The 23,201-nt window shown below is 67.5% G+C and carries 17 protein-coding genes; 8 read left to right on the top strand and 9 right to left on the bottom strand.

Going from position 1 to position 23,201, the window contains the following annotated elements; translation table 11 throughout:
* The first annotated feature begins 5 nt into the window (after positions 1-5).
* Positions 6-179: a methionine aminopeptidase gene (locus tag BHD05_RS09940; RefSeq protein ID WP_161886288.1), complete on the top strand. Its 174-nt coding sequence runs from the start codon at positions 6-8 to the stop codon at positions 177-179.
* A gap of 12 nt (positions 180-191) precedes the next feature.
* On the opposite strand, the gene panB is transcribed toward BHD05_RS09940, so the two are convergent.
* Both panB and BHD05_RS09950 read right to left on the bottom strand, forming a co-directional pair.
* On the bottom strand, positions 192-1,028 hold the full coding sequence (panB, locus tag BHD05_RS09945; RefSeq protein ID WP_161886289.1) for a 3-methyl-2-oxobutanoate hydroxymethyltransferase: 837 nt from the start codon (positions 1,026-1,028) through the stop codon (positions 192-194).
* A gap of 17 nt (positions 1,029-1,045) precedes the next feature.
* Positions 1,046-2,779, bottom strand: coding sequence for an NAD+ synthase (locus BHD05_RS09950; RefSeq protein WP_161886290.1), 1,734 nt, complete (start codon positions 2,777-2,779; stop codon positions 1,046-1,048).
* Positions 2,780-2,835: 56 nt separating this feature from the next.
* Here BHD05_RS09950 and BHD05_RS09955 point away from each other — a divergent pair, with 56 nt between their 5' ends.
* From BHD05_RS09955 to BHD05_RS09975, 5 genes are all read left to right on the top strand, one after another.
* Positions 2,836-4,173: a glutamine synthetase family protein gene (locus BHD05_RS09955; protein WP_161886291.1), complete on the top strand. Its 1,338-nt coding sequence runs from the start codon at positions 2,836-2,838 to the stop codon at positions 4,171-4,173.
* 35 nt (positions 4,174-4,208) lie between these two features.
* A complete protein-coding gene (locus BHD05_RS09960; protein WP_161886292.1) occupies positions 4,209-7,148 on the top strand; it encodes a bifunctional [glutamine synthetase] adenylyltransferase/[glutamine synthetase]-adenylyl-L-tyrosine phosphorylase in 2,940 nt (979 codons plus the stop codon).
* A 480-nt stretch (positions 7,149-7,628) separates the two neighbouring features.
* The gene (locus BHD05_RS09965; RefSeq protein WP_161886293.1) at positions 7,629-9,113 is read left to right on the top strand and encodes a glycosyltransferase family 2 protein; all 1,485 of its coding nucleotides are present in this window, start codon (positions 7,629-7,631) and stop codon (positions 9,111-9,113) included.
* Positions 9,100-10,614 (top strand): glycoside hydrolase family 26 protein, encoded by a 1,515-nt coding sequence (locus BHD05_RS09970; RefSeq protein WP_161886294.1) that lies wholly within the window; start codon positions 9,100-9,102, stop codon positions 10,612-10,614. The genes BHD05_RS09965 and BHD05_RS09970 overlap by 14 nt, the downstream gene beginning before the upstream one ends.
* Positions 10,615-10,676: 62 nt before the next feature.
* Positions 10,677-12,104: a UDP-glucose dehydrogenase family protein gene (locus tag BHD05_RS09975; protein ID WP_236966496.1), complete on the top strand. Its 1,428-nt coding sequence runs from the start codon at positions 10,677-10,679 to the stop codon at positions 12,102-12,104.
* A gap of 61 nt (positions 12,105-12,165) precedes the next feature.
* On the opposite strand, the gene glnA is transcribed toward BHD05_RS09975, so the two are convergent.
* Positions 12,166-13,590, bottom strand: a complete 1,425-nt coding sequence (gene glnA, locus BHD05_RS09980) for a type I glutamate--ammonia ligase (protein ID WP_161886296.1) — start codon at positions 13,588-13,590, stop codon at positions 12,166-12,168.
* Between the two features lie 138 nt (positions 13,591-13,728).
* On the opposite strand from glnA, the gene BHD05_RS09985 reads away from it, so the two are divergent.
* Positions 13,729-14,169, top strand: coding sequence for an RDD family protein (locus BHD05_RS09985; RefSeq protein ID WP_161886297.1), 441 nt, complete (start codon positions 13,729-13,731; stop codon positions 14,167-14,169).
* 13 nt (positions 14,170-14,182) lie between these two features.
* On the opposite strand, the gene BHD05_RS09990 is transcribed toward BHD05_RS09985, so the two are convergent.
* Complete coding sequence (locus tag BHD05_RS09990; protein WP_161886298.1) at positions 14,183-14,899, bottom strand: DUF4191 domain-containing protein; 717 nt, start codon at positions 14,897-14,899, stop codon at positions 14,183-14,185.
* 123 nt (positions 14,900-15,022) lie between these two features.
* Between BHD05_RS09990 and BHD05_RS09995 the strand changes: the two genes are divergently transcribed.
* Positions 15,023-16,723, top strand: a complete 1,701-nt coding sequence (locus tag BHD05_RS09995) for a protein kinase domain-containing protein (protein WP_161886299.1) — start codon at positions 15,023-15,025, stop codon at positions 16,721-16,723.
* Between the two features lie 35 nt (positions 16,724-16,758).
* Here BHD05_RS09995 and lipA read toward each other — a convergent pair whose 3' ends face one another.
* The 5 genes from lipA to BHD05_RS10020 all read right to left on the bottom strand — a co-directional run bounded on the left by lipA (position 16,759) and on the right by BHD05_RS10020 (position 23,160).
* Complete coding sequence (gene lipA, locus BHD05_RS10000) at positions 16,759-17,748, bottom strand: lipoyl synthase (protein ID WP_161886300.1); 990 nt, start codon at positions 17,746-17,748, stop codon at positions 16,759-16,761.
* On the bottom strand, positions 17,745-18,371 hold the full coding sequence (lipB, locus tag BHD05_RS10005) for a lipoyl(octanoyl) transferase LipB (RefSeq protein ID WP_161886301.1): 627 nt from the start codon (positions 18,369-18,371) through the stop codon (positions 17,745-17,747). The genes lipA and lipB overlap by 4 nt, the downstream gene beginning before the upstream one ends.
* 90 nt (positions 18,372-18,461) lie before the next feature.
* The gene (sucB, locus tag BHD05_RS10010) at positions 18,462-20,132 is read right to left on the bottom strand and encodes a 2-oxoglutarate dehydrogenase, E2 component, dihydrolipoamide succinyltransferase (protein ID WP_161886302.1); all 1,671 of its coding nucleotides are present in this window, start codon (positions 20,130-20,132) and stop codon (positions 18,462-18,464) included.
* Positions 20,133-20,195: 63 nt separating this feature from the next.
* Positions 20,196-21,566: a dihydrolipoyl dehydrogenase gene (gene lpdA, locus BHD05_RS10015; protein ID WP_161886303.1), complete on the bottom strand. Its 1,371-nt coding sequence runs from the start codon at positions 21,564-21,566 to the stop codon at positions 20,196-20,198.
* A 100-nt stretch (positions 21,567-21,666) separates the two neighbouring features.
* Positions 21,667-23,160, bottom strand: coding sequence for a leucyl aminopeptidase (locus BHD05_RS10020; protein WP_161886304.1), 1,494 nt, complete (start codon positions 23,158-23,160; stop codon positions 21,667-21,669).
* Positions 23,161-23,201 lie beyond the last annotated feature (41 nt).

Below are 23,201 nucleotides of genomic sequence, written 5' to 3' on the forward strand. Positions count from 1 at the left end.
CAGCCATGACGCAGTGGTACTACAACCACAAGACGGGCGAGGTTGAAGAGGGCGCGAAGTCGCTCGGGAGCGACCGGGACGGCCCATTCGACTCGAAGGAGGACGCCGCGCGTGCTCCGCAGATCATCGCCGAGCGGGCCCGCAAGTGGGCAGAGGAGGATGCGCGCAACGACGAGTGACGGACGCGCGGGTCACTCCTCGTATTCGTGTTCCTTCGCCGGGTAGCTGCCGGAGCCGACATCGGCGATGTAGGCCTTCGCGGCATCCGTCAGCACCCCGCTGAGATTCGCGTATTGCTTGACGAATTTGGGGATGCGCCCGGTCGTCAGTCCCGCCCAGTCGGTCCAGACGAGGAGCTGCCCGTCGACGTGGGGACCGGCTCCGACACCGATCGTGGGGATCCGGATGGTCTCCGTCACGCGTTTCGCCGCGGCCGACGGAACCATCTCGAGTACGACCGCGAAGGCGCCGGCATCCTGCACCGCGATGGCGTCGGCGAGCAGCGCATCTGCGCTGGCGCCCCTTCCCTGGATGATGTGCCCGCCGAGACCGTGCTCGCTCTGCGGGGTGAACCCGATGTGCGCCATCACGGGGATTCCCGCCTCAACGATGCGACGGATCTGCTCGGCACTGCGCACCCCGCCCTCGAGCTTGACGGCGTGCACTCCGGTCTCCTTCATGAACCGGAATGCGGTGTGCAGGGCCTGCTCGGGGCTCGACTCGTAGGAGCCGAACGGCATGTCAGCGATCACGAAGGCGCGGGAGACGGCCCCCGCGACGGCGCGGGTGAGGGGGATGAGCTCGTCGATGGTGACCGGGAGGGTCGTGTCGAACCCGAGCACGTTGTTGCCCGCGGAGTCGCCAACAAGCAGGAAATCGATCCCGGCCTTGTCGAAGATCGCCGCGGTGAGCATGTCGTAGCTCGTGAGCCCGGTGATCGTGATGCCGCTGTTCTTCGCGCCCTGGAAGTGGCGCGTGCGCACCTTCTTGACGCCGGCCTGCGCGGCTGCCGCAGTGGAATCGGTCATGGAGCTCTCCCTGGCGTTCAGTGACTGGGGCGGTAGGTGATCGGCAGGCGCCGGTCGCGGCCGAAGGCCATCCCGGAAATCTTCGGACCGATCGCCCCCTGGCGGCGCTTCCACTCCGAGCGGTCGACGAGTCCCACGACGAAATCGACCGTCTCCTCGTCGAAGCCGAGGGCGGCGACGTCCTCCCGGCCGAGCGCGTTCGTGATGTACGCGTCGAGGATGCCGTCGAGCACCTCGTACGGCGGGAGGGAGTCCTGGTCGGTCTGGCCCGGGCGCAGCTCCGCCGAGGGCGGCTTGGCGATCGAGCTCTCCGGGATCGGCGGGGTTTCGCCGAGCGAGGCCGCGTGCTCGTTGCGCCAGCGGGCAAGATCCCAGACCAGCAGCTTCGGCACGTCTTTCAGCGGGGCGAAGCCGCCGACCGAGTCGCCGTACATCGTCGAGTAGCCCACCGACAGCTCGGTCTTGTTACCCGTCGTGAGCACGAGGTGCCCGTGCGCATTCGACAGTGCCATGAGGATGATGCCGCGCACGCGCGCCTGCACGTTTTCGGCCGCGACGCCGGTGAGGTCGAGCTGGTGCTCGATCGGCAACACCAGGTCGGCGATCGGCTCGACCGAGTAATGCAGCCCGATGCGCTCGGCCGTGTCGTCGGCATCCGACCGGGAATGGTCCGAGCTCCACCGGCTCGGCATCGAGACGCCGAAGACCCGGTCGGCGCCGATCGCGTCCGCGGCGAGAGAGGCGCAGACGGCGGAGTCGATTCCACCGGAGAGGCCCAGGGCCACCGACGAGAAGCCGTTCTTGTCGACATAGTCGCGGAGCCCGAGCACGAGGGCGTTCCACAGCTGCTCGCGATCGTCGGGCAGCGTCGCCACGTCCCGGTCGAGCCGGGTGCCGCTGTGCTCCGGCACGGTCAGGGTGACGCGACGCACGTTGTCGGGGAGCTCGACCCCCAGGTTCGCCGGCTCGAGGTCGAGGTCGATGACGAGAACGTGCTCGACGAATTGCGGCGCCCTGGCGAGGATGTCCCCCGTGCCGTCGACCACAACGCTGTCGCCGTCGAAGACGAGGTCGTCCTGCCCGCCCACAAGGTTCACGTAGGCGACGGTGGTGTTGGTCTCGATGGCCCTGCGGGTGACGAGGGGGAGGCGCACCTCGTCCTTGTCCCGTTCGAACGGCGAGGCGTTGAGAACGACGAGCAGCCCGGCATCCGCCTCGAGCACACGGCCGAGCGGGCCCCCGTCGCGCCAGAGGTCCTCGCAGACGATGACGGCGACGTCGACGCCCCGCAGCCGCAGCACGAGAAGTTCGTCGCCGGGGATGAATACCCGGTACTCGTCGAAAACGGAGTAGTTGGGCAGGTGGTGCTTGGCGTACCTCGCCTTGGTGTGGCCGTGCTGCAGCACGCTGGCGCAGTTCTGGGCGATCGCGGTCGGCGCACTGCTCGTACCGAGCAGCCGCGGCTCGAACGGCCCGTCGGGGTGGCCGACGATGACGACGAGGTCGCCGAGTCCGGCATCCTGCAGCCGCTTCGCGAGCGTCGGCACGGCGTCGCGGCACTTCGCCAGAAAGCCGGGACGGGACGCGAGGTCCTCGATCGGATACCCGGACAGCGCCATCTCACCGGTGACGAGGATGTCGGCGCCGGCGGCCGCGGCGGCCCGGGCTGCATCCAGAACCTGCTCAGCGTTTCCCGCGAGATCCCCCACGATGGGGTTGGTCTGGGCGAGTGCCAAGCGGAGTCGGGGCATAGCCAGTAGCCTAATAGCGGTGGGCAGCTCGCCCCGTACGCGACGATGAGGGGCCAATGGACAAGCAACGCGACTTCGTTCTTCGCACGATCGAAGAGCGGGGAGTCAAGTTCATCCGGCTCTGGTTCACCGACGTGGTCGGCACCCTCAAGTCGGTCGCCATCGCGCCGGCCGAGGTGGAGGGTGCCTTCGCCGAGGGCCTCGGTTTCGACGGCTCCGCGATCGAGGGGCTGACGCGCGCGTACGAGGCCGACGTGCTCGCCCATCCCGACCCCACCACTTTCCAGATCCTTCCCTGGCGCGGCGAGGTCGACCCGACGGCGCGGATGTTCTGCGACATCTCGACCCCGGACGGCCAGCCCGCGGTCGCCGACCCGCGCAACGTGCTGAAGCGCACCCTCGCGAAGGCGGCCGACCGCGGCTTCACCTTCTACACGCATCCCGAGGTCGAGTTCTACCTGCTCAAGAGCTCCCAGTACGGCCCGAAGGGACCCCAACCGGTCGACAAGGCGGGCTACTTCGACAACGTCCCCGGCGGCACGGCGCACGACTTCCGTCGCCGCTCGGTGCGGATGCTCGAAGACCTCGGCATCTCGGTCGAGTTCTCCCACCACGAAGCCGGGCCAGGTCAGAACGAGATCGACCTGCGCTATGCCGACGCGCTGACCACCGCCGACAACATCATGACCTTCCGCACCGTCATCAAGGAGGTGGCGATCGAGCAGGGCGTCTACGCGACCTTCATGCCGAAGCCTCTCGCCGACGCGCCGGGATCGGGCATGCACACCCACATGTCGCTGTTCGAGGGCGACACCAACGCGTTCTTCGAGGGCGGAGCCCAGTACCAGCTGTCGAAGATCGGCCGCCAGTTCATCGCCGGACTGCTCACCCACGCGCCGGAGATCACCGCCGTGACCAACCAGTTCGTGAACTCCTACAAGCGGCTCTGGGGCGGCGACGAGGCGCCGAGCTTCGTCACGTGGGGCCACAACAACCGGTCCGCACTCGTGCGGGTGCCGCTGTACAAGCCCAACAAGGGGCAGAGCGCCCGTGTCGAGTACCGCGCGATCGACTCCGCGGCGAACCCCTACCTCGCCTACTCGCTCATGCTCGCCGCCGGGCTCAAGGGCATCGAGAACGGGTACGAGCTGCCCCCGGAGGCGGAGAACAACGTGTGGAGTCTCTCTGATTCCGAGCGCAAGGCGCTCGGCTACAAGCAGCTTCCCGCGAGCCTCGACCGCGCCGTGGCGCTGATGGAGGAGTCGGAGCTCGTCGCCGAGACCCTCGGCGAGCACGTCTTCAACTACGTGCTGCTGAACAAGCGGCAGGAATGGCGCGAATACCGCGCCCAGGTGACGCCGTACGAGCTCAAGAGCAACCTGGAGATGCTCTAGCCCGAGGGTCGTCCGAGGAGAAAGTGCAGGCGAGGATGCCGAGGCACCAGAGTACTCTGACCGAGTTGGCGAAGCTCGGCTTCGCCGAACTCGCGGCAGCACACACGCAGCTCGACGAGTTCGCGGCGGAGCACGGGCTCGACGAGATCGCCGCGCACTTCGCGGCGGCCGCCGATCCTGACCTCGCACTGCGGTCACTCGCCCAGCTGCTGAGGACCACCCCGCAGGAGGTGTTGCCCCTCCTGGCCGCGGATGACAGCGCCGAGCGGCTGGTCCGGGTGCTCGGCGCATCGACCGGTCTGGGGGAGTTCCTGCAGCGTCGGCCCGCCGAGATCGAGAGCCTGAAGGAGCCGCTGCCGCGCCCGCCGTCGGCAGCAGAGTACGTGGCCGACCTGCTCGCGTCCGTCGAGGCCGTCGACGGCGTCGCCGCGATGCCAGAGCCAGCGGCATCCACCGCCCTCCGGGTTCGCTACCGACGCCACCTCGTGCAGCTCACCGCCTGGGACCTGTCGAGGCCCGACCCGCTCGCCGCCGTGGACACCGTCGCCGCAGCCCTCGCCGACCTCGCCGGTGCGGCCCTGGAGGCGGCGATCGCAGTTGCCCGCTCCGTCTCGACCTACCCGCCGGATGAGGTTGCCGCGAGTCGCCTGGCGATCATCGGTATGGGCAAGGCGGGGGCGCGAGAGCTCAACTACATCAGCGACGTCGATGTGATCTTCGTTGCCGAGGGCTCGGGGGAGCTCGACACCGGCAGGGCGGTCGAGATAGCGACAAAGCTCGCGATGGCCGCGACCCGCGCCGTGCACGACTACGGCAGCGAACCCGACCTGTGGGAGGTCGACGCGAATCTGCGCCCGGAGGGCAAGGATGGCGCGCTCGTCCGCACGCTTGAATCCCACGTGGCCTACTACGACCGGTGGGCCAAGAGCTGGGAGTTCCAGGCCCTCCTCAAGGCGAGGTGTCTCGCCGGCGACGTCGATCTTGGCCGTCGGTACTGCGAGGCGGTAGCGCCGAAGGTGTGGAGCAGCGCCGCACGGGAGAACTTCGTCGAGTCGGTGCAGCGGATGCGCGAGCGGGTCACCGCCAACATCCCCTCGGCCGAGCTCGACCGACAACTCAAGCTCGGCCCCGGCGGCCTCCGTGATATCGAGTTCACCATCCAGTTGCTGCAGCTCGTGCACGGCCAGACCGACCCCGAGGTGCGCCAGCCCGGCACACTGCCCGCGCTGGTTTCACTTGCCGAACAGGGCTACATCGGACGGGCCGAATCGGCGGAGTTCGCCCGCGACTACCGGTTTCTGCGGCTGCTCGAGCATCGGGTGCAGCTCACGAAACTGCGCCGCACCCACCTCATGCCCACCGACCCGGAGGGCCTGCGCGTGCTGGCCCGCGGCACCGGGCTCGCGTCGAGTGCCGCCGACCTGAGTGCCCAGTGGAACCGCACCAAGCTGACGGTCCGGTCGCTGCACGAGCGGCTGTTCTACCGCCCGCTGCTCAGCGCCGTGGCGGCCCTCAAGGACGACGGCATCTCGTTGACGAGCGATCAGGCGGCGGCTCGGCTCACGGCGATCGGGTTCCGAGATCCGAAGAGCGCGCTCTCCCACATTCGTGCGCTGACCTCGGGGGTCTCGCGCCGCGCCGCTATCCAGCGACACCTGCTGCCGGTGATGCTGCAGTGGTTCGCCGCCGGCGCCGACCCGGACTACGGGCTGCTCGCTTTCCGCCGCCTGAGCGAGGACCTGGGGGAGTCCTACTGGTTCCTCCGGATGCTTCGTGACTCCTCCGGCGCGGCGAACCGGCTCACGAACGCGCTGTCGGCCGCCCGCTACATCGGTGTGCTCCTCGAGCGCATCCCCGAGGGCGCCGCGTGGTTCGAGAACGAGGAGGAGCTGAGCCCGCGCCCGCTCGATGCCCTCCTCGACGAGGCGACCGCGACGATCTCCCGCCACGACGACCCGGCGACCGCTGCCCTCGCTCTGCGCACCGCGCGACGGCGAGAGGTGCTACGCCTGGCCATCGCCGCGATCCTCGGGCTTATCGACGTGGAGCACCTCGGCCGCGCTCTCGCGGATATCACGACGACGCTGCTGACCGGGATGCTCACTCTCGCCCGCGGGGACATCGACGGGATCGAGTTCGGGATCATCGCGATGGGCCGCTACGGCGGGCGCGAGCTCGGCTTCGGATCGGACGCCGACGTCATCTACGTCTACCGCGCAACCACAGCATCCGGCGCCGAGGCCCAGTCCCGGGCGGAGAAAATCGTCTCGCGGCTGATCACCTCGACCGAAGACCTCCGCCTCCCACTCGACCTCGACATGAACCTTCGTCCCGAGGGAAAGAACGGTCCGGTGGTGCGGTCGCTCGATTCGTACCGCGCCTACTATGAGCGCTGGTCGCTCACCTGGGAGGCCCAGGCGCTCCTGCGCGCCACGGCCGCTGTCGGCGACGCGACGCTGCTGCGAGACTTCGAGGCTCTCGCCGACGAGGTTCGCTACCCGGAGGATATCCCGGAGCAGGATGTGCGCGAGGTCAAGCGCATCAAGGCGAGGGTGGAGTCGGAGCGCCTACCGCACGCGGCCGATCCGGCGAGGCATCTCAAGCTCGGCCGCGGTTCGCTCAGCGACGTCGAGTGGCTTGTGCAGCTGCTCCAGCTTCAGCACGGGGCACGTCTGCCGTCGCTGCGCACGACGTCGACCCTCGCGGCCCTCACCGCGGTCTGTAAGGAGGGTTTCATCACCGAGGCGGAGGCTGCCAGGCTGCGTGCCGCCTGGATCTTCGCCTCCCGCGTGCGGTCGGCGATGACCCTCTGGATGGTGCGGACGACCGACGTGCTGCCGATCGACCGTCCGCAGCTGGAGGGCATCGCCCGGCTCATGGAGTACCCGCCGGGGTCGGCCAACCAGCTCGAGGACGACTACCTGCGGGTCACGCGGCGCGCACGCCAGGTGTTCGAGAAGCGCTTTTACGGCTGATCTGTCTCCGGGCGGGCGTTCGTCGCGCCCTGAGGAAAATATATTTTGACGAGTTTCACGCCGATTTCCGCGGGGTTCGGCCGCGTCCGGACTGTACCCCGATTTGGCATTCGTTCCTCCCAATGGGGAGGCTGCGGCCGTGCGTTCGACAAGGACGAGGATGCGCCGCCTGGGCCGCGAACGGGGTTGCGCGTAGGTGGACCATGGCTCCCCCCGTCCGGGGGCGCTGGATTGTCCCCCGCGGCGCGGGTTATCGCGGAGCACGGGGGAGCCAGACGAGCCGAGAAGCCGTGTCAGCAGAATTACCGACACGGGACACTGTGAATATTCTGGGAGTTCGTTGAGTCCTCGAATTCAGTGGCCCCGACGGACGTTTTTGCGTTTGCCCCGGGGCCGATTCCCTGTCCATAATCAAGCACCCGAAAGACCATAGGTTCCTCAACGTTGCGGACACCTTCCCCCGCGAACGATCGAGGCACCGTGTTCATTTTCATCCTGCAGTTGCGCTACATGATCGAGGGGCACCCCGAGGTCTACATGTTCGCCGTGTACTCCATCCTCATTTGGGCGCTCTGGCTCCTCAAGATGTTCCTCTCGGCGAAGTACCGCCCATACACCGGTGAATTCACCGGGACCACGAGCGTTGTGGTCCCCGTGCTCGACGAGCCCGTGGAGCTCTTCCGAGACGTGCTCAGGCGAATGGTCGCCCAGAATCCTGGCGAAATTATCGTCGTGATCAACGGCGCCGAGAACCCCGTTCTCGAGGGTGTCTGCGAGGAATTCGCACCACTCGTCCGCTGGGTCCACACGCCGATCCCCGGCAAGCGCAACGCCGTGATGATCGGCACCGAGCTCTCAACCGGCGACATCACCGTGCTCGTCGACTCCGACACCGTGTGGACCGAGAACACCCTCTCCGAACTCGTCCGGCCCTTCGCCGAGCCTCAGGTCGGGGGCGTCACTACCCGCCAACGCATCCTCGAGCCTGAGCGCAGTTGGATCACCCGCTGGGCCGACTGGCTCGAGAACTCCCGCGCCCTCTATTCCATGCCCGCCCAGAGTGTGCTGGGGCAAATCGGCTGCCTTCCCGGCCGAACGATCGCATTCCGCCGGTCGATCATGATGACCGTGATGGACCGGTTCATGACGGAGCGGTTCATGGGCGTGTTCCTCGAGGTCAGTGATGACCGCACCCTCACGAACCTCACCCTCAAAGAGGGCTACCGCACGGTTTACCAGCACACCTCGCTGGTGTTCACTGACGCCCCGCTGCAGCTGAAGAAGCTGTACAAGCAGCAGCTGAGATGGGCTCGGGGCAGCCAGTACAACACCCTGCGGATGCTGCCGTGGATGCTCGGCCACGCTCCGGTACTGTCGATCTTCTTCATCATGGACATCATCCTTCCGTTCCTCCTCGCGGGGGTCATCGCCGGCTGGGTCTACCGCGCAGCTACCGGAGAGGGGTACAACTTCTACGAGGGGATCCTCACCGAGTACGGCGCACAGGGCGGAGTACTGATGGTGCTCGGCCTCATGCTGGTGTCTTCCGTGCTGAGCATGGCGATCCGCCAGATCCGACACCTCTCCGAGAAGCCGTCCGATTTCTTCCGCCTGCCGGCTTTCATCATCGTCTCGACCCTGTTCCTGATGCCGATCCGGCTCATCGGGTTCTTCCGCATGGGCCACGCGAGCGGCTGGGGCACCCGTGCCGGAGCCTACGCAGGAGGCGCGTCGAACGACGACGTGATGAACTCACTGTCGCCAGCGGATGACCCGGGCACCGACATCCTCACGGGAGCGTGGTCTCCCCACGCCACCGCCGTGCTCGAGGCGTCACCGCGCCGGGCAGCAACCGTTGCCCCGAGATCCGCGCCTCGACGCCGGCTCAACCCGAAGGCCGCGTGGCCCTACGCCATCGGCCTCTCGATCTTCGCTCTGGAGGCGTTCTTCATTGTCAGTTTCTAAGCGCACCACGTCCTGGTGGGCGGGCAGCACTACCCGCGCACGCCTCACCGCCCTCGGGGCATCAGCCATTGTGCTCGCCCTCCTCGCCACGAGCGTGGTGGTGTGGAACTCTCCAGGAAACCCGGTGAGCGTCGCCATCGAGAACGCCGTGAAGAACGAGTCCGCTGACCGTTCTCTCGTTCTGGAGCGGAACAAGCTCCTCGCGCAGGTCGTCGCGCTGCGGAAGTCCCTCGAGAAGGCTCGCGGCGACCTGGGCTCGAGCAAAGCGGAGAAGGCTGTGATCCAGCAGGATCTCTGGTCGGCTCAGGGTGAGCTTGAATCCGTCGGCGGCGGCGGCGGCGGCGGTAACGGTGGTACCGGCGGTGGTACCGGTGGCGGCGCCGATCGTGCCGGCGCTGGTGGTGGCGGCAGTGGTGGACAGAAGTCCCCGACGGTCGCGAAACCTCGCCCGCCGGCCATCGTATCTACTCCAGCGGCGGTAGCGCCGATCATCGCGCCGACAAAAGCGGAGATCGTCGCGCCGACCGAACCATATTTCGGGATGTACACCGCACAGGCACCGTTCAACTGGGCCACCTTCGACAGCACCTCGGTCAAAATCGGCGCCACACCGAGCGTCGTAGGGTACTTCGGAGGCTGGGACGAGAACTTTCGGGCGAACGCGGTCACTCGGGCCTGGGAGCGAGACACTCTTCCTATTCTCACCTGGGAGTCGCGGCCGATCGGCTCGACGAACGACATCGTCAACGAGCCCGCGTACTCCCTACCCGACATCATCGGCGACCCGATCGCGGGAGTTGCCGGCACCCACGACGACTACCTTCGCCAGTACGCCAGGGACATCGTCTCGACGGGCCTCCCGCTGGGCATCCGCCTCAACCACGAGATGAACGGCGTCTGGTACCCGTGGGCCGAGCAGACCGGTAAGGGCGTATCCATCAACGGCAACCGGTCGGGCGACTACGTCAGGATGTGGCAGCACGTCCACGACATCTTCCAAGCGGAGGGCGCGAACGACCTTGTCGTGTGGATCTGGTCACCCAACGTAATCAATCGCCTTCCGGCGACTCACAAGACCCCGGAATACCTCGCCCACCTCTACCCCGGCGACGATTATGTGGACTGGGTTGGCCTCTCCGGTTACCTCCGCCCGCCATTCGACGCTCCGGAGGGCAACTCCTACGACTTCGGCTTTACGTTCAACCGGAGCCTGAACGCCCTGCGGGATCTTACCGACAAGCCGATCCTCCTCGCCGAGATCGGGGCATCAGAGATCGGATCGCACAAGGCCGGCTGGGTCTCGTCGCTCTTCACATCGCTGCAAAAGCCCGAGAATGCCGACATCATTGGCTTCGCCTGGTTCAACCTCGCCGTCACGACCTATGTCGCGGGGGAGCGCGCCACCAACGACTGGCGCATCGATTCCCGCGCCGACTCGCTCGCCGCTTTCGTCGATGGGCTGGCCCTTCCCGGCAGCCGTTTCGTCGTGAACCCGAAATGACGCGGCTCCGGAGCCTACCCACCAGACCGATCCCCGCCGCACCACAAATTCAGGAGCATCCCATGACGACATCGACCCCCGCGACGCCCTCCGAGGCGCTGGGCGCTACCCGCCCGCGCATCAGCGTGGTGGGCACCGGCTACCTCGGCGCCACCCACGCGGCCGCGATGGCAGAGATGGGATTCGACGTGATGGGCGTCGATTCCGACCCGGCGAAGGTGGCGGCCCTGAGCGAGGGGATCGTGCCCTTCTTCGAGCCGGGGCTTCCCGAACTGATCCGCACCCACGTGGCGAGTGGCCGCTTGCACTTCACCACCGACATCGTCGAGGCCACTGCCTTCGCCGATGTGCACTTCATCTGTGTCGGCACACCGCAGGCCCGTGGCAGCAATGCCGCGAACCTCAGCTATGTAGAAGAGGCCACCAGGTCGGTCGCGCGCAACCTCACCCACGACGGGATCATCGTGGGCAAGTCGACGGTCCCTGTCGGCACCGGAGCGAGACTGCGCTCGATTGTCGCCGGCATCGTGCCCGCCGGAATCTCTACCGAACTCATCTGGAATCCGGAGTTCCTCCGCGAGGGCAAGGCCGTCGACGACACCCTCACCCCCGACCGGATCGTTTTGGGCGGCACCACAGCCCTTTCCGAAGCGGTAATGCGGGAGGTCTATGCCGCGCCGATCGCCATTGGAACCCCCGTGATCCTGTGTGACCTCCCCACCGCGGAGCTCGTGAAGGTGAGCGCGAACGCGTTCCTCGCCACCAAGATCTCCTTCATCAACGCGATCGCCGAGGTATGCGAGGCGGCGGGAGCGGACGTCGGCGTGCTCGCCGACGCGCTCGGACACGACATCCGCATCGGCCGACAGTTTCTCAACGCCGGACTCGGGTTCGGCGGCGGCTGTCTTCCGAAAGACATCCGCGCGCTCATCCATCGGGCGGGAGAGCTCGGCGCCACCAAGGCTGCGTCGCTCCTCCAGCAGGTCGACGAAATCAACATGTCGCAGCGTCAGCTCGTGATCAACATGGCGATCGAAGCGTGCGGGGGATCAGTGCTCAACCGTCGGATCGGTGTACTCGGCGCGGCGTTCAAGCCGCTCACCGACGACGTGCGCGATTCGCCCGCCCTCAACGTTGCCGCCGCCCTGCACCTGCGCGGCGCTCAGGTCGTGATCTACGATCCGGAGGCCTCATCAACAGCCCAGCGGATGTTCCCGACGCTCACTTACGCCGACTCCGTGGAAGAGGCAGCGACGAACTCCGATGTGATCCTCGTGCTCACCGAGTGGGAGGAGTTCAACTCCATTGATGCGGCAGCACTCCGCGAGATCGTAGCGCTGCCGGTCATCATCGATGCCCGCAATTGCCTCGACGCCGCGCACTGGCGTGCCGCAGGGTGGCGTTTCACCGGTCTTGGAGTCGCTCCAGTCGCTCTGACCCCGATGATCCCGGAACACAACTCGCTCAGCAGGCTCGTCCCCGTCCAGTAGGCCCAGTCAATCAAAACAGGACCGCACCCTCATGGGTGCGGTCCTTTCTTGGTGCTGCCGGCTAGACGCCGAAGTACAGTTCGAACTCGAACGGATGCGGGCGCTGCGCGGCCGGGATGATCTCCTTCTCGCGCTTGTACGCGATCCAGTTTTCGATCAGGTCGGGCGTGAACACGTTTCCGGCAATCAGGAAGTCGTGGTCGGCCTCAAGCGCATCGAGTGCCTCGGCGAGGCTGCCCGGAACCTGCGGAATGTTCTTGGCCTCCTCGGGAGGGAGCTCGTACAGGTCCTTGTCGACGGGCTCGTGCGGCTCGATTCGGTTCTTGATCCCGTCAATGCCGGCCATGAGCTGCGCGGCGAAGGCGAGGTACGGATTTCCGGAGGCGTCGGGCGCGCGGAACTCGATGCGCTTGGCCTTCGGGTTCGTTCCCGTGATCGGGATACGGATCGACGCGGACCGGTTGCCCGCCGAGTAGACGAGGTTGACGGGAGCCTCGAACCCCGGGATCAGGCGACGGTACGAGTTGAGAGTCGGGTTCGTGAAGGCGAGCACAGCGGGGGCGTGCTTGAGCAGACCACCGATGTACCACCGGGCTACGTCGCTCAGGCCGCCGTATCCGCTCTCATCGTAGAACAGGGGCTTGCCGTCGTTCCACAGCGACTGGTGGGTGTGCATTCCCGAGCCGTTGTCGCCGAACAGCGGCTTGGGCATGAACGTCGCCGTCTTGCCCCACTGCTCCGCCGTGTTCTTGACGATGTATTTGAACTTGAGCAGGTCATCTGCCGCGTGCACCATCGTGTCGAAGCGGTAGTTGATCTCCGCCTGACCGCCGCTGCCGACCTCGTGGTGGGCGCGCTCGAGGATCAGGCCGGCCTCGATGAGCTTGAGGCTCATGTCGTCACGCAGGTCGGCCTGCTTGTCGACGGGGCTCACCGGGAAGTAGCCGCCCTTGAAGGGGGTTTTGTTGCCGAGGTTGCCGCCCTCTTCGACACGGCCCGAGTTCCAGGCGCCCTCGTCAGAGTCGACGGAGTAGAAGCTGGAGTTCTGCTTCACATCGAAGCGGACATCGTCGAAGATGTAGAACTCGGCCTCGGGAGCGAAGAACGCGGTGTCGGCGATGCCGGTCGAGGCGAGATACTTCTCGGCCTTCTTGGCGACCTGGCGCGGGTCGCGGTGGTAGATCTCACCGTTACGTGGGTTATAGATGTCGAAGATCATGATGAGCGTGCGCTCGTTGCGGAACGGGTCGATGTACGCCGTCGTCACATCGGGAATGAGCTGCATGTCGGACTCGTGGATCGAGGCGAAGCCCCGAATGGAGGAGCCGTCAAACATCTGCCCGACGGAGAAGAACTCCTCGTCGACGGTCGACGCGGGGATGTTGAAGTGCTGCTGCACACCGGGGAGGTCGGTGAAGCGGATATCAAGAAACTTGACGTCGGTGTCCTTGATAAAGGCGAGCACCTCGGAAGAATCACGGAACATGTGAAGGACTCCAATGGGTGTGGATGAGGAAGCGGCCACGGTTCGTAACCACCTCGAGGTTACGGGTGGGCGATTTCCCCACGGTGTCGCAAATGTTTCCGGCATGTTACGGCTGGTTACCGGTCGTAGACTTCAGCCATGCCCGGTTCGACTCCCTCATCCTCGCGCGCGGACGGCATCGGGCAGGAGTGGCCAGGCAAACGACTCGGCCTTCCCGCATCCGGCCCACGTTCGATCGCTCGACTCGGGCGACGAATCGCCGCCCTCTTCATCGACTGGGCGATCGCCTACGCCCTCGCCTGGCTGCTATTCCGGGGCGACGACGGCATCGTCGAGGCCATCTACATCACGGGCGTATTCGTGGTGCTGCAGATCGTCATGATCACCTTTGCCGCCGGCGGCATCGGCCACCTCCTGCTCGGGATGCGCGTTGTGCCGCTCTCCGGCGGCGTTGTCGGCATCTGGCGTCCGGCCGTTCGCACGGTTCTGCTCGCCCTCGTCATCCCCGCCGTCGTGTTCGACCGCGACCAGCGAGGCCTGCACGACCAGCTGGCCGGCACCGTGCTCGTCCGCATCTAGCGGGTAGCGCCGGTCAGCGGGGACGGCCGGCGCGCACCTTCGTGGGGTCCACGCCCTTCGGGATCGGCAGCCCGTTCTTGCCGAGCGAGCTGATCCGGTTGTTGACGGCGTAGATCTCAGCCTTGTTGAGCGCGCGCTTGTACTTTCCCATCGACGACGGGATCTTGTGCAGCGGCACCGAGTCGGCGTCGGGGCCGACGAAGAGGAAGTGGACGGGCACGTTGGGGAGCACGCGGCTCACCTTGCGACGCTCGTCCTCGAGCATCCGTGTCGTGCGGGACTTCGGCCCCTCGCCGATGAGAACGACGCCGCCGCGCCCGACGGCGCGGTAGACGGCATCCTGGGTCTTCGGGCTCACGGCGACGGGCATCTCGCTCGAGACCCATCCGCGTCGGAGCGAGCTCTTGAGCACCGCGCCGACCGCACCGGGCTGGCCGGCGATCTGACCGTAGGCCGCTCGCTCGGCGCGACGCCCCAAGACGATCAGGAAGGCGAGGAGCCCTCCGAGGATTCCGGAGATGAGGTAGAGGACCAGGCCGATGATGCTGCCGGGCGCGATCAGGAGCGCGAGAACGACGCTCGCGGCGACGGGCAGCAGGAACGCCGCCAGCATGTACCAGACGGCCTTCTTGTCGTACCGGGTGGTCATCTTGAAGACCTGGTACATCTGCTTCAGACGGCCAGGTCCCTTGGGAGTTTTTGGAGCCTTCGGCTCTTTGGTGCGTGCCATGTGTCTAGGATACGGCCCCGGAGGTCCATCGCCACCCGCCCTCCCCACCGGGTCGAGCCGCCGGTCCTCCCCGTCGTCGGGTCTCGTACCCCGCAGTGCCACCGCCGGGCACACGATGACAGGGTGACTGACATCGGGAGCATGAATTCGGCCGCGGGCTACAGGCTCGTGCGCAGGCTGGGTTCGGGCCGCAGGGCCGACGTGTTTCTCGGCCGCGCCGCTCTCCGCACCCGTTCTCGTGGCGACATCGCGGTCGGCGACGTCTCTGTCGGCGACCTCTCTGTCGGCGAGGTCTCCTCGCTCACGCCTGGCAGCTTTACCGAGCATGCGGCGACGGCAGCGATCAAGGTGTTCCGACCGGGCACGGACCGCTCGGGCATCGATGCCGAGATCGGCGCCCTCGCACGCGCGTCCTCGCCCCACCTGGCGCGGCTCGACGACCTCGCGACCGCGCAGGACGGCCTGCCGGTGCTCGTACTCGGCCTCCTTCGCCCCCGGTCGCTCGCCCATCTGATGGCATCCCGTGGCCGGATCGAGTCCGGAGAGGCCGTCACGATCGTCGCCCCCATCGCCGCCGCGGTCGCCGAACTCCACCGCAACGGCGTCGCGCACGGCGGGGTGACGGCGAGTTCGGTGCTGTTCGACGAACTCGGTACGCCCGTGCTCGCATCCTTCGGACGAGCCCGAATCATCGGGGAGGAGCAGTCGGACAGGTCGGCGTCGAGCCTCTCCCCGGCCCAACTCGCGGCATCGGCGCCCGCGCTGCGGGACCTCGCCGACCTCGCCGCCCTCGCCGGCGCCGTGCTCGAGTGCACGCCGGAGTCTGCGGGCCGCACGCGTGCGCTGTCGTTCCTCCGCTCCGCTGACCCCTCGCGGGCGCCGGAGCGGTTCCCGGTCGAGATTGCGCGTGTGCTGTTCGACTCGGCGATGGCCACCCCGGTGGTGTTCGGCGTCGCGCCGCGAGCCGCGGCAAGTCCTCGCGCCGAGGCGAGTCCGCGCGCCGAAGCGATGTCTCGCGCAGCGGCAGTGTCTCGCGCAGCGGCGAGGGGCATCGCGGCACCCGCCACCGCGCCGCCCACCGCGCAACCCATCTCGGCGGTTCGCGGGCGCCGGCGAGCGCGGCCAGCCTGGCTCGACGCCATCCACCTTCCCGAGTGGGTGGAGCAGGTCATCCGCGCCTCTGCGCCCTCCGGAGGAGCCGAATCGGGGAACGCCCCGGTGCCTGCCGCGACGCTCGTCTCCGCGCTGGCCACGGCGCTGGCCCCGGTGCGCCGGCGGGTCTGGGCGGCGGCGGTGGGGGTCGCGGTCCTGCTTACGGCCGCTCTCGTACTAGTGCCGGGCGGCGACTCGTCCTCTGGGGTCCGAGACGCCGGGCTGGCCCCGCCCACCACGCCAGATGGAGCGGCGCGCAGTAAGCCGGAACCTTTGCCGACCGGCGCCCCGGCCGAGGAGGTCCGGGTGCCGTCCGCGATCACCGGTGACGATCCCGTCGCGGCGGCGCTCGCGCTGCTCGAGCTGCGCGACGGCTGCCTCACCTCGCTGTCGGTTCTCTGCCTCGACGATGTAACCCAGGCCGGCTCCGCGGCGTGGGAGGCCGACGGCTATCTGATCCGGCAGGCGCAGGAGGGCGGGGGAGCGGCAGTCCCGCCGTTACCTCACGCAGCCGTGTGGCAGGGTCGTGCGGCGAGTCTCGTCGAGCGGATCGGCAACTCCGCTCTCGTCGCCGTCGCCCCTCCCGAGCAGGCTACGGGCGAGGTTCCGGTGAGTGTGCTCCTGATCAAGGGAGTCGAGGGCTGGCGCATCCGGGACCTCTTCGTCGGCTGAGCGATGGCCTCGCCACCGCTCCTGGTGCACCGCGGTTACGAGACCGCCTGGGCGAAACCGAGGCTCGGGTCGGAGAGGTGGCTAAGGCCTTCCGGCAGTTCGCGACCCTTTCGCGCCATCGACTGCGCCCACAGGCGCCCGGCACGATAGCTCGAGCGCACCAACGGCCCGGCCAGCACGCCGAGGAAGCCGATCTCCTCGGCCTCGACCTTAATCTCGGTGAACTCCTCCGGGTGTACCCACCGTGCGACCGGAAGGTGGCGCGGGGTCGGACGCAGGTACTGGGTGACCGTGATGATGTCGGTGCCCGCATCGTGCAGGTCGCGCAGTGCCTGACTGATCTCCGCGCGCTCCTCACCCATTCCCAGGATCAGGTTCGACTTGGTGATGAGCCCGTAGTTCCTCGCCTGGGTGATCACGTCGAGGGATCGTTCATACCTGAACGCCGGACGGATGCGCTTGAAGATGCGGGGGACCGTCTCGACGTTGTGGGCGAACACCTCCGGCCGGGAGGAGAACACCTCCTCGAGCAACGCGGGGTTGCCGGAGAAGTCGGTCGCCAGAATCTCGACCCCCGTTCCCGGGTTCTTCTCGTGGATCTGCCGCACGGTCTCGGCGTGCAGCCACGCTCCCTCGTCGGGGAGGTCGTCGCGGGCGACGCCTGTGACCGTGGCGTACCGCAGCTTCATCGCGGTGACCGAGTCGGCGACCCGTCGGGGCTCGTCGGTGTCGTAGTCGGCGGGCTTTCCGGTATCGATCTGGCAGAAGTCGCACCGGCGCGTGCACTGTGACCCCCCGATGAGAAACGTCGCCTCGCGGTCCTCCCAGCATTCGAAGATGTTGGGACAGCCCGCCTCCTGGCATACGGTGTGCAGCCCCTCACCCTTGACGAGCTCCTGCAGCTGCAGGTACTCGGGGCCCATCTTCGCCTTGGTCTTGATCCACGGCGGCTTCCGCTCGATGGGGGTCTCAGCGTTGCGGATCTCGAGGCGCAGCATTTTGCGCCCCTCGGGGGGATGGCTCATGCTGCTACCTCTGTCAGTCGGGCGAATCGTGCGGAAATGAGAGGAACGACGTCCTCGGGCGTGACGCGGCGTCCGAGTTCCCTCGAGATGCTCGTGACCCCGGCGTCGGCGATGCCGCACGCGACGATCTGGTCGTAGGCCTCGAAGCTGTTCGAGCAGTTGAGGGCGAACCCGTGCATCGTGACGCCCTGGGAGACGCGGATGCCGATAGCGGCGATCTTGTCGGTGCCGCGCAGCCACACGCCGGAGCGGCCGGCAACCCGTTCGCCGTCGACACCGAGATCGGCCAGAACACCGATGAGGATGCCCTCGAGCCTGCGAACGTAGCCGACGACGTCGATCGGCTCCGCCAGCCGGAGGATGGGGTACCCGACGAGTTGTCCGGGGCCGTGCCAGGTAATCTTGCCGCCCCGGTCGACATCGAGCACCTCCGTGCCGTCAGCCGGTCGCTCGCCTGGCTCTGTGCGTCTGCCCGCGGTGTAGACCGAAGGATGCTCGAGGAGGAGGAGGGTGTCCGGCGCCCGCCCTGCGACCACCGCGGCGTGTATTGCCCGCTGCTGATCCAGAGCGACTAGATACGGCACGGAGTTGGCGCTTAGCCCCGTGACGACAATGTCGACCATTGGTCCAGTCTATGTGGGCAGGCGCCGACGGAAAACACGATGGCCCGCAACCGCCGAAGCGGATGCGGGCCATCGTGGTGCTGCGCCGGCTTAGATGCCCAGGTTGCCCTGGAAGTCTCCCGACTCGAGGCGGTTCTTCATCGTCACGAGGAACTTCGCGGCGTCAGCCCCGTCGACGATGCGGTGGTCATAGGAGAGCGCGAGGAAGACCATTGAACGGATCGCGATCGCGTCGCTGCCGTCCTGGCTCACGACGACGGGCCGCTTCACGACGATTCCGGTTCCGAGGATCGCGGACTGCGGAAGGAACACCACGGGGGTGTCGAACAGCGCACCGCGCGAGCCGGTGTTCGTGAGCGTGAACGTGCCCCCGGCGAGCTCGTCGGGCTTGAGCTTGTTGTCGCGGGTGCGGGCTGCGAGGTCGGCGATCTGCTGCGCGAGCTCGGCGAGCGTGAGCTCGCCCGCCTCGCGGATCACCGGGGTGAGCAGACCGCGATCAGTCTCGACAGCGATACTCAGGTTCTCCTGTGCCGGGTAGACGATCGTGTCACCGTCGATCGTGGCGTTGACGATCGGAACGGCCTTGAGTGCCTCGGTGGCCGCGAGGGCGAAGAACGGCAGGAACGACAACTTGACGCCGGTCTTCTCGTGGAAGGTGCCCTTCGTCTTGTCGCGGAAATTCGCGACCCGGGTCACATCCACCTCGACGACAGACGTCAGCTGCGCCGAGGTCTGCATCGAGGCGACCGCGCGTTCGGCGATGACCTTGCGGAGGCGTGACATCGGCACGGTGGTGCCGCGGAGCGGCGACACCTCCACGGGAGCGGCGGCTTCTGCCGGCGCCGCAGTCTCGGCCGACGACGCGGCGACGACATCCTCCTTGCGGATTCGCCCTCCGACACCTGTTCCGGTGAGCGAACCGAGGTCGACGCCGAGCTCGTTCGCGAGCTTGCGCACGAGCGGGGTGACGTATCCGGCGTTCGACCCGGACTCGGATTCGGGGGCTTCTGCCGGCGCAGCGGCGGGAGCTGCAGGCGCCGCGGCGGGAGCGGCGGCGGGAGCGGCGGGCGCAGCGGCGGGGGCGGCAGGCGCGGCAGGCGCAGCGGCGGGAGCGGCAGGCGCGGCAGGCGCAGCGGCGGGAGCGGGGATGGCCGCCGCAGGGGGTGCGGCTTCGGGAGCAGGGGCCGTTTCGGCGGGGGCCTCGTCGACATCCTTCGCAGGCTCAGGCGCCTGGGCGGCTGGCTCCTCCTCGGGCGCGGGCGCCTCGCTGGACGGCACCTCTGCTGCGGGAGCAGGCTCTGCTGCAGGCTCTGCTGCGGGAGCAGGCTCTGCTGCAGGCTCTGCTGCGGGAGCAGGCTCTGCTGCAGGCTCTGCTGCGGGAGCAGGCTCTGCTGCAGGCTCTGCTGCGGGAGCAGGCTCTGCCGGAGCGGTCTCGGCGGGAGCGGCGGCCTCAGCGGGTGCGGCCTCCTCCGAGGCGGCCGCCGCCTCGGCCTCTGGAGCTGCCGGGGCCTCACCGCCGCCGAAGCCATCGCCGATACGTACGAGGGCGGTTCCGACCTCGACTGTCTCGTCCTCGGCGACGAGGATCTCTTCGATGATGCCGGCCACCGGCGAGGGGATCTCGGTATCGACCTTGTCGGTCGAGACCTCGAGCAGCGGCTCGTCCACCTCCACCCTGTCGCCGACGTTCTTCAGCCAGCGGGTGACCGTACCCTCGGTGACACTCTCACCGAGTGCCGGAAGGTTGACGGATTCGCTCATCAGTAATGCTCCTTTATGACGTGACGTGCTTTTAGCTTAGTTCTCGGCCGGACCGCGGCCCGGTCAGGAGTGAAGTGGTTTGCCCGCCAAAGCGAGGAAGGCCTCGCCGAGCGCCTCGTCCTGGGTGGGGTGCGCATGCAGCAGCGGGGTGATGTCCTCGGGGTACGCCTCCCAGTTCACAATGAGCTGGGCCTCACCGATGAGCTCGCCAACACGGTCGCCGATCATGTGCACGCCGACGACGGGGCCATCGTTCACGCGGACGACCTTGATCGATCCGGCCGTGCCGAGGATGTGGCTCTTGCCGTTGCCGGCGAGGTTGTAGTCGTAGCTCGAGACCTTGTCGGTGCCGTACTGCTCGCGGGCGCTGGCCTCGCTGAGCCCGACCGAGGCGACCTCGGGGTGCGAATAGGTGACCTTGGGAACGTTGATGTCGTCGATCACCTGGGGCTTCAGCCCCGCGATCTCCTCGGCGACGAAGATTCCGTGCTGGAAGCCCCGGTGGGCGAGCTGCAGGCCGGGAACGATGTCTCCTACGGCGTAGACCCCGGGAACACTCGTCGCGAGACGCTCGTTGGTGATGACGAACCCGCGGTCCATCGTGACGCCGACCTCTTCGTATCCGAGTCCGGCGGTGGACGGTCCTCGGCCGACGGCGACGAGCAGCAGCTCGGCCTCGATCGTGCGCCCATCCTCGAGGGTCACGACGACGCCCTGGTCATTCTGGGTCACGCTCTGGAACCTGGTGCCGAGGACAAAGTTGATGCCGCGCTTGCGGAAGGCCCGCTCGAACTGCTTGCTGATGCTCTCGTCCTCGTTCGGCACGAGGTGGGGGAGCGCCTCGATGATCGTGACGTCGGTGCCGAACGACTTCCAGACACTCGCGAACTCCACGCCGATCACACCGCCGCCGAGCACGGCGACGGTCTTCGGAATGAAGTCGAGTTCGAGGGCCTGCTCGGACGTGATGACACGCCCACCGACCTCGAGGCCGGGCAGCGAACGGGAGTAGGAGCCAGAGGCGAGCACGACGTGCTTGCCGGTGATCACCTGGTCGCCGACCTGGACGGTCGTGGGCGACGTGAGCCTGCCCTCGCCCTCGATGACGGTGATGCCGCGCTTCTTGATCAGCCCGGTGAGTCCCTTGAACTTGCTCGAGACGACCTCTTCGCGGTACGCGGTGACGGCTGCGATGTCGACACCGTGGAAGTCGGCGTTGACGCCGTACTTTGTGGATTCACGCGTGACGTCGGCGACCTCGGCCGAGTGCAGCAGTGCCTTGGTCGGGATACAACCGACGTGCAGGCAGGTGCCGCCGAGCTTGCCCTTTTCGATCAGGCCCACGGTGAAGCCCAACTGGGAGGCGCGGAGCGCGGCGGCGTAGCCGCCGCTGCCGGCTCCGAGAATGACGATGTCGAAATTTTGTTCAGACACTCAACAGCTCCTTGCACATCAGAATTCTTGTCACAAGATCTGCCGACAGATTCGGCAGCCGGACGGGTTCGCGGGACTCGGAGGCCCCGCGAAAACCCTACTACCCCCGCGAAAACTCTTCAGCCACCTCGAGCAGTGTTCTGACCGCGACGCCCGTCGGACCCTTGACCGTCGAGCCGTAGCCGGCCCCCCCGTTGTTCGCCGCGCCGGCGATGTCGAGGTGCGCCCAGGGGATCTGCGTGGAGTCGTCATCGGCGGTCTTACCGACGAACTCGCGCAGGAACACCGCGGCGATCAGCATCCCGCCCGCCGTGTTGCCCATCTTCACGTTGGCGATGTCGGCGATGTCGGAGTCGAGCAGTGAGCGCAGCTCAGAGGGCAGCGGCATCGGCCAGAGGGTCTCTCCCGTGCGGTCGCCCGCGGCGACGACACGACGCACGAAGTCGTCGTCACCCATGGTGGCAACGTAGCGGTTTCCCATCGCGACGAGGGCCGCTCCCGTGAGCGTCGCGACGTCGATGATCGCGTCGGGGAACTCCTCGCTCGCAGCAACGAGGCCGTCGGCGAGAACGAGTCGGCCCTCGGCATCCGTGTTGAGCACCTCGACGGTCTTGCCTCCGCGCAGTCGCAGCACATCGTTCGGGCGCGTCGCCGAGCCGGACGGCATGTTCTCGGCGAGGCACAGCCACGCCGTGAGCCGCACCGGCAGCTCGAGCTTCGCCGCGGCGATCACGACGGCGAGGGCCGTCGCGGCGCCCGTCATGTCGTACTTCATGCCGACCATGGATGCTGCGGGCTTCAGGGACAGGCCGCCCGTGTCGAACGTGATTCCCTTGCCGACGATCGCAAGGTGCTTCGTGGCCCCGGCCGGCGAATAACTCACCTTGACCATGCGCGGGCCGCGGTCGGATCCCTTGCCGACGCCGACGAGTCCGCCGTATCCGCCGTCGACGAGTTCCTGGCCTGCGAGCACGGTGAGCTCGATGGGCAGGCCGCTCGCCAACTCGTGCGCCGCCGAGGCGAACGACGCCGGGTACAGATCGGACGGGGGAGCGTTGACAAGGTCACGGACGGTGTGGATCGCGGTCCCGATTGCTGTCGCGCGGTCGACGAGGCCGGCTGCGGGCGTGTGTGTGGCCACGACGACGACCTCGGCGGGGGGCCGCGACTGCGGCTCCTGCTCCGCCGACCGGTAGTCGAGGTAGCTGTAGCCGCCGATCGCGACACCCTCGAGGATCGCGAGGAGGTCGGAGTCGTCTGTGGCAGGCAGTGCGATCGCGACGCGCTCCGCGCCGCGGATGGTGCGCGCCGCCGCGCCCGCGGCGTACCGAAGCGCATTCGCGTCGAGGGGGGCGGAGCCGAGCCCGACGAGGGCGAGCGATCCGGCCGCACCGCCGACGCCGGGAAGGCGCCGCACGTCGTCCTTCGCGCCGGTGAATCCGATCGCCGAGAGGGACTGCTGCAGCGCGGCGAAGTGGTCGCCGACTCCCACGATCGTGCCGCCGTCCTTGCCGGATGCGACTCCGATCACGAGGACGTCGGCGGGGACATCGATGGCGGATTCGGTGGTCAGGCGCAACGAGGAGACGGTCATCCGGCCATGATATCCGTGCGGATCGGCTTGCCCGGCGCGAG

The sequence above is a fragment of the Marisediminicola antarctica genome (assembly GCF_009930795.1).
Classification (GTDB): Bacteria; Actinomycetota; Actinomycetes; order Actinomycetales; family Microbacteriaceae; genus Marisediminicola; species Marisediminicola antarctica.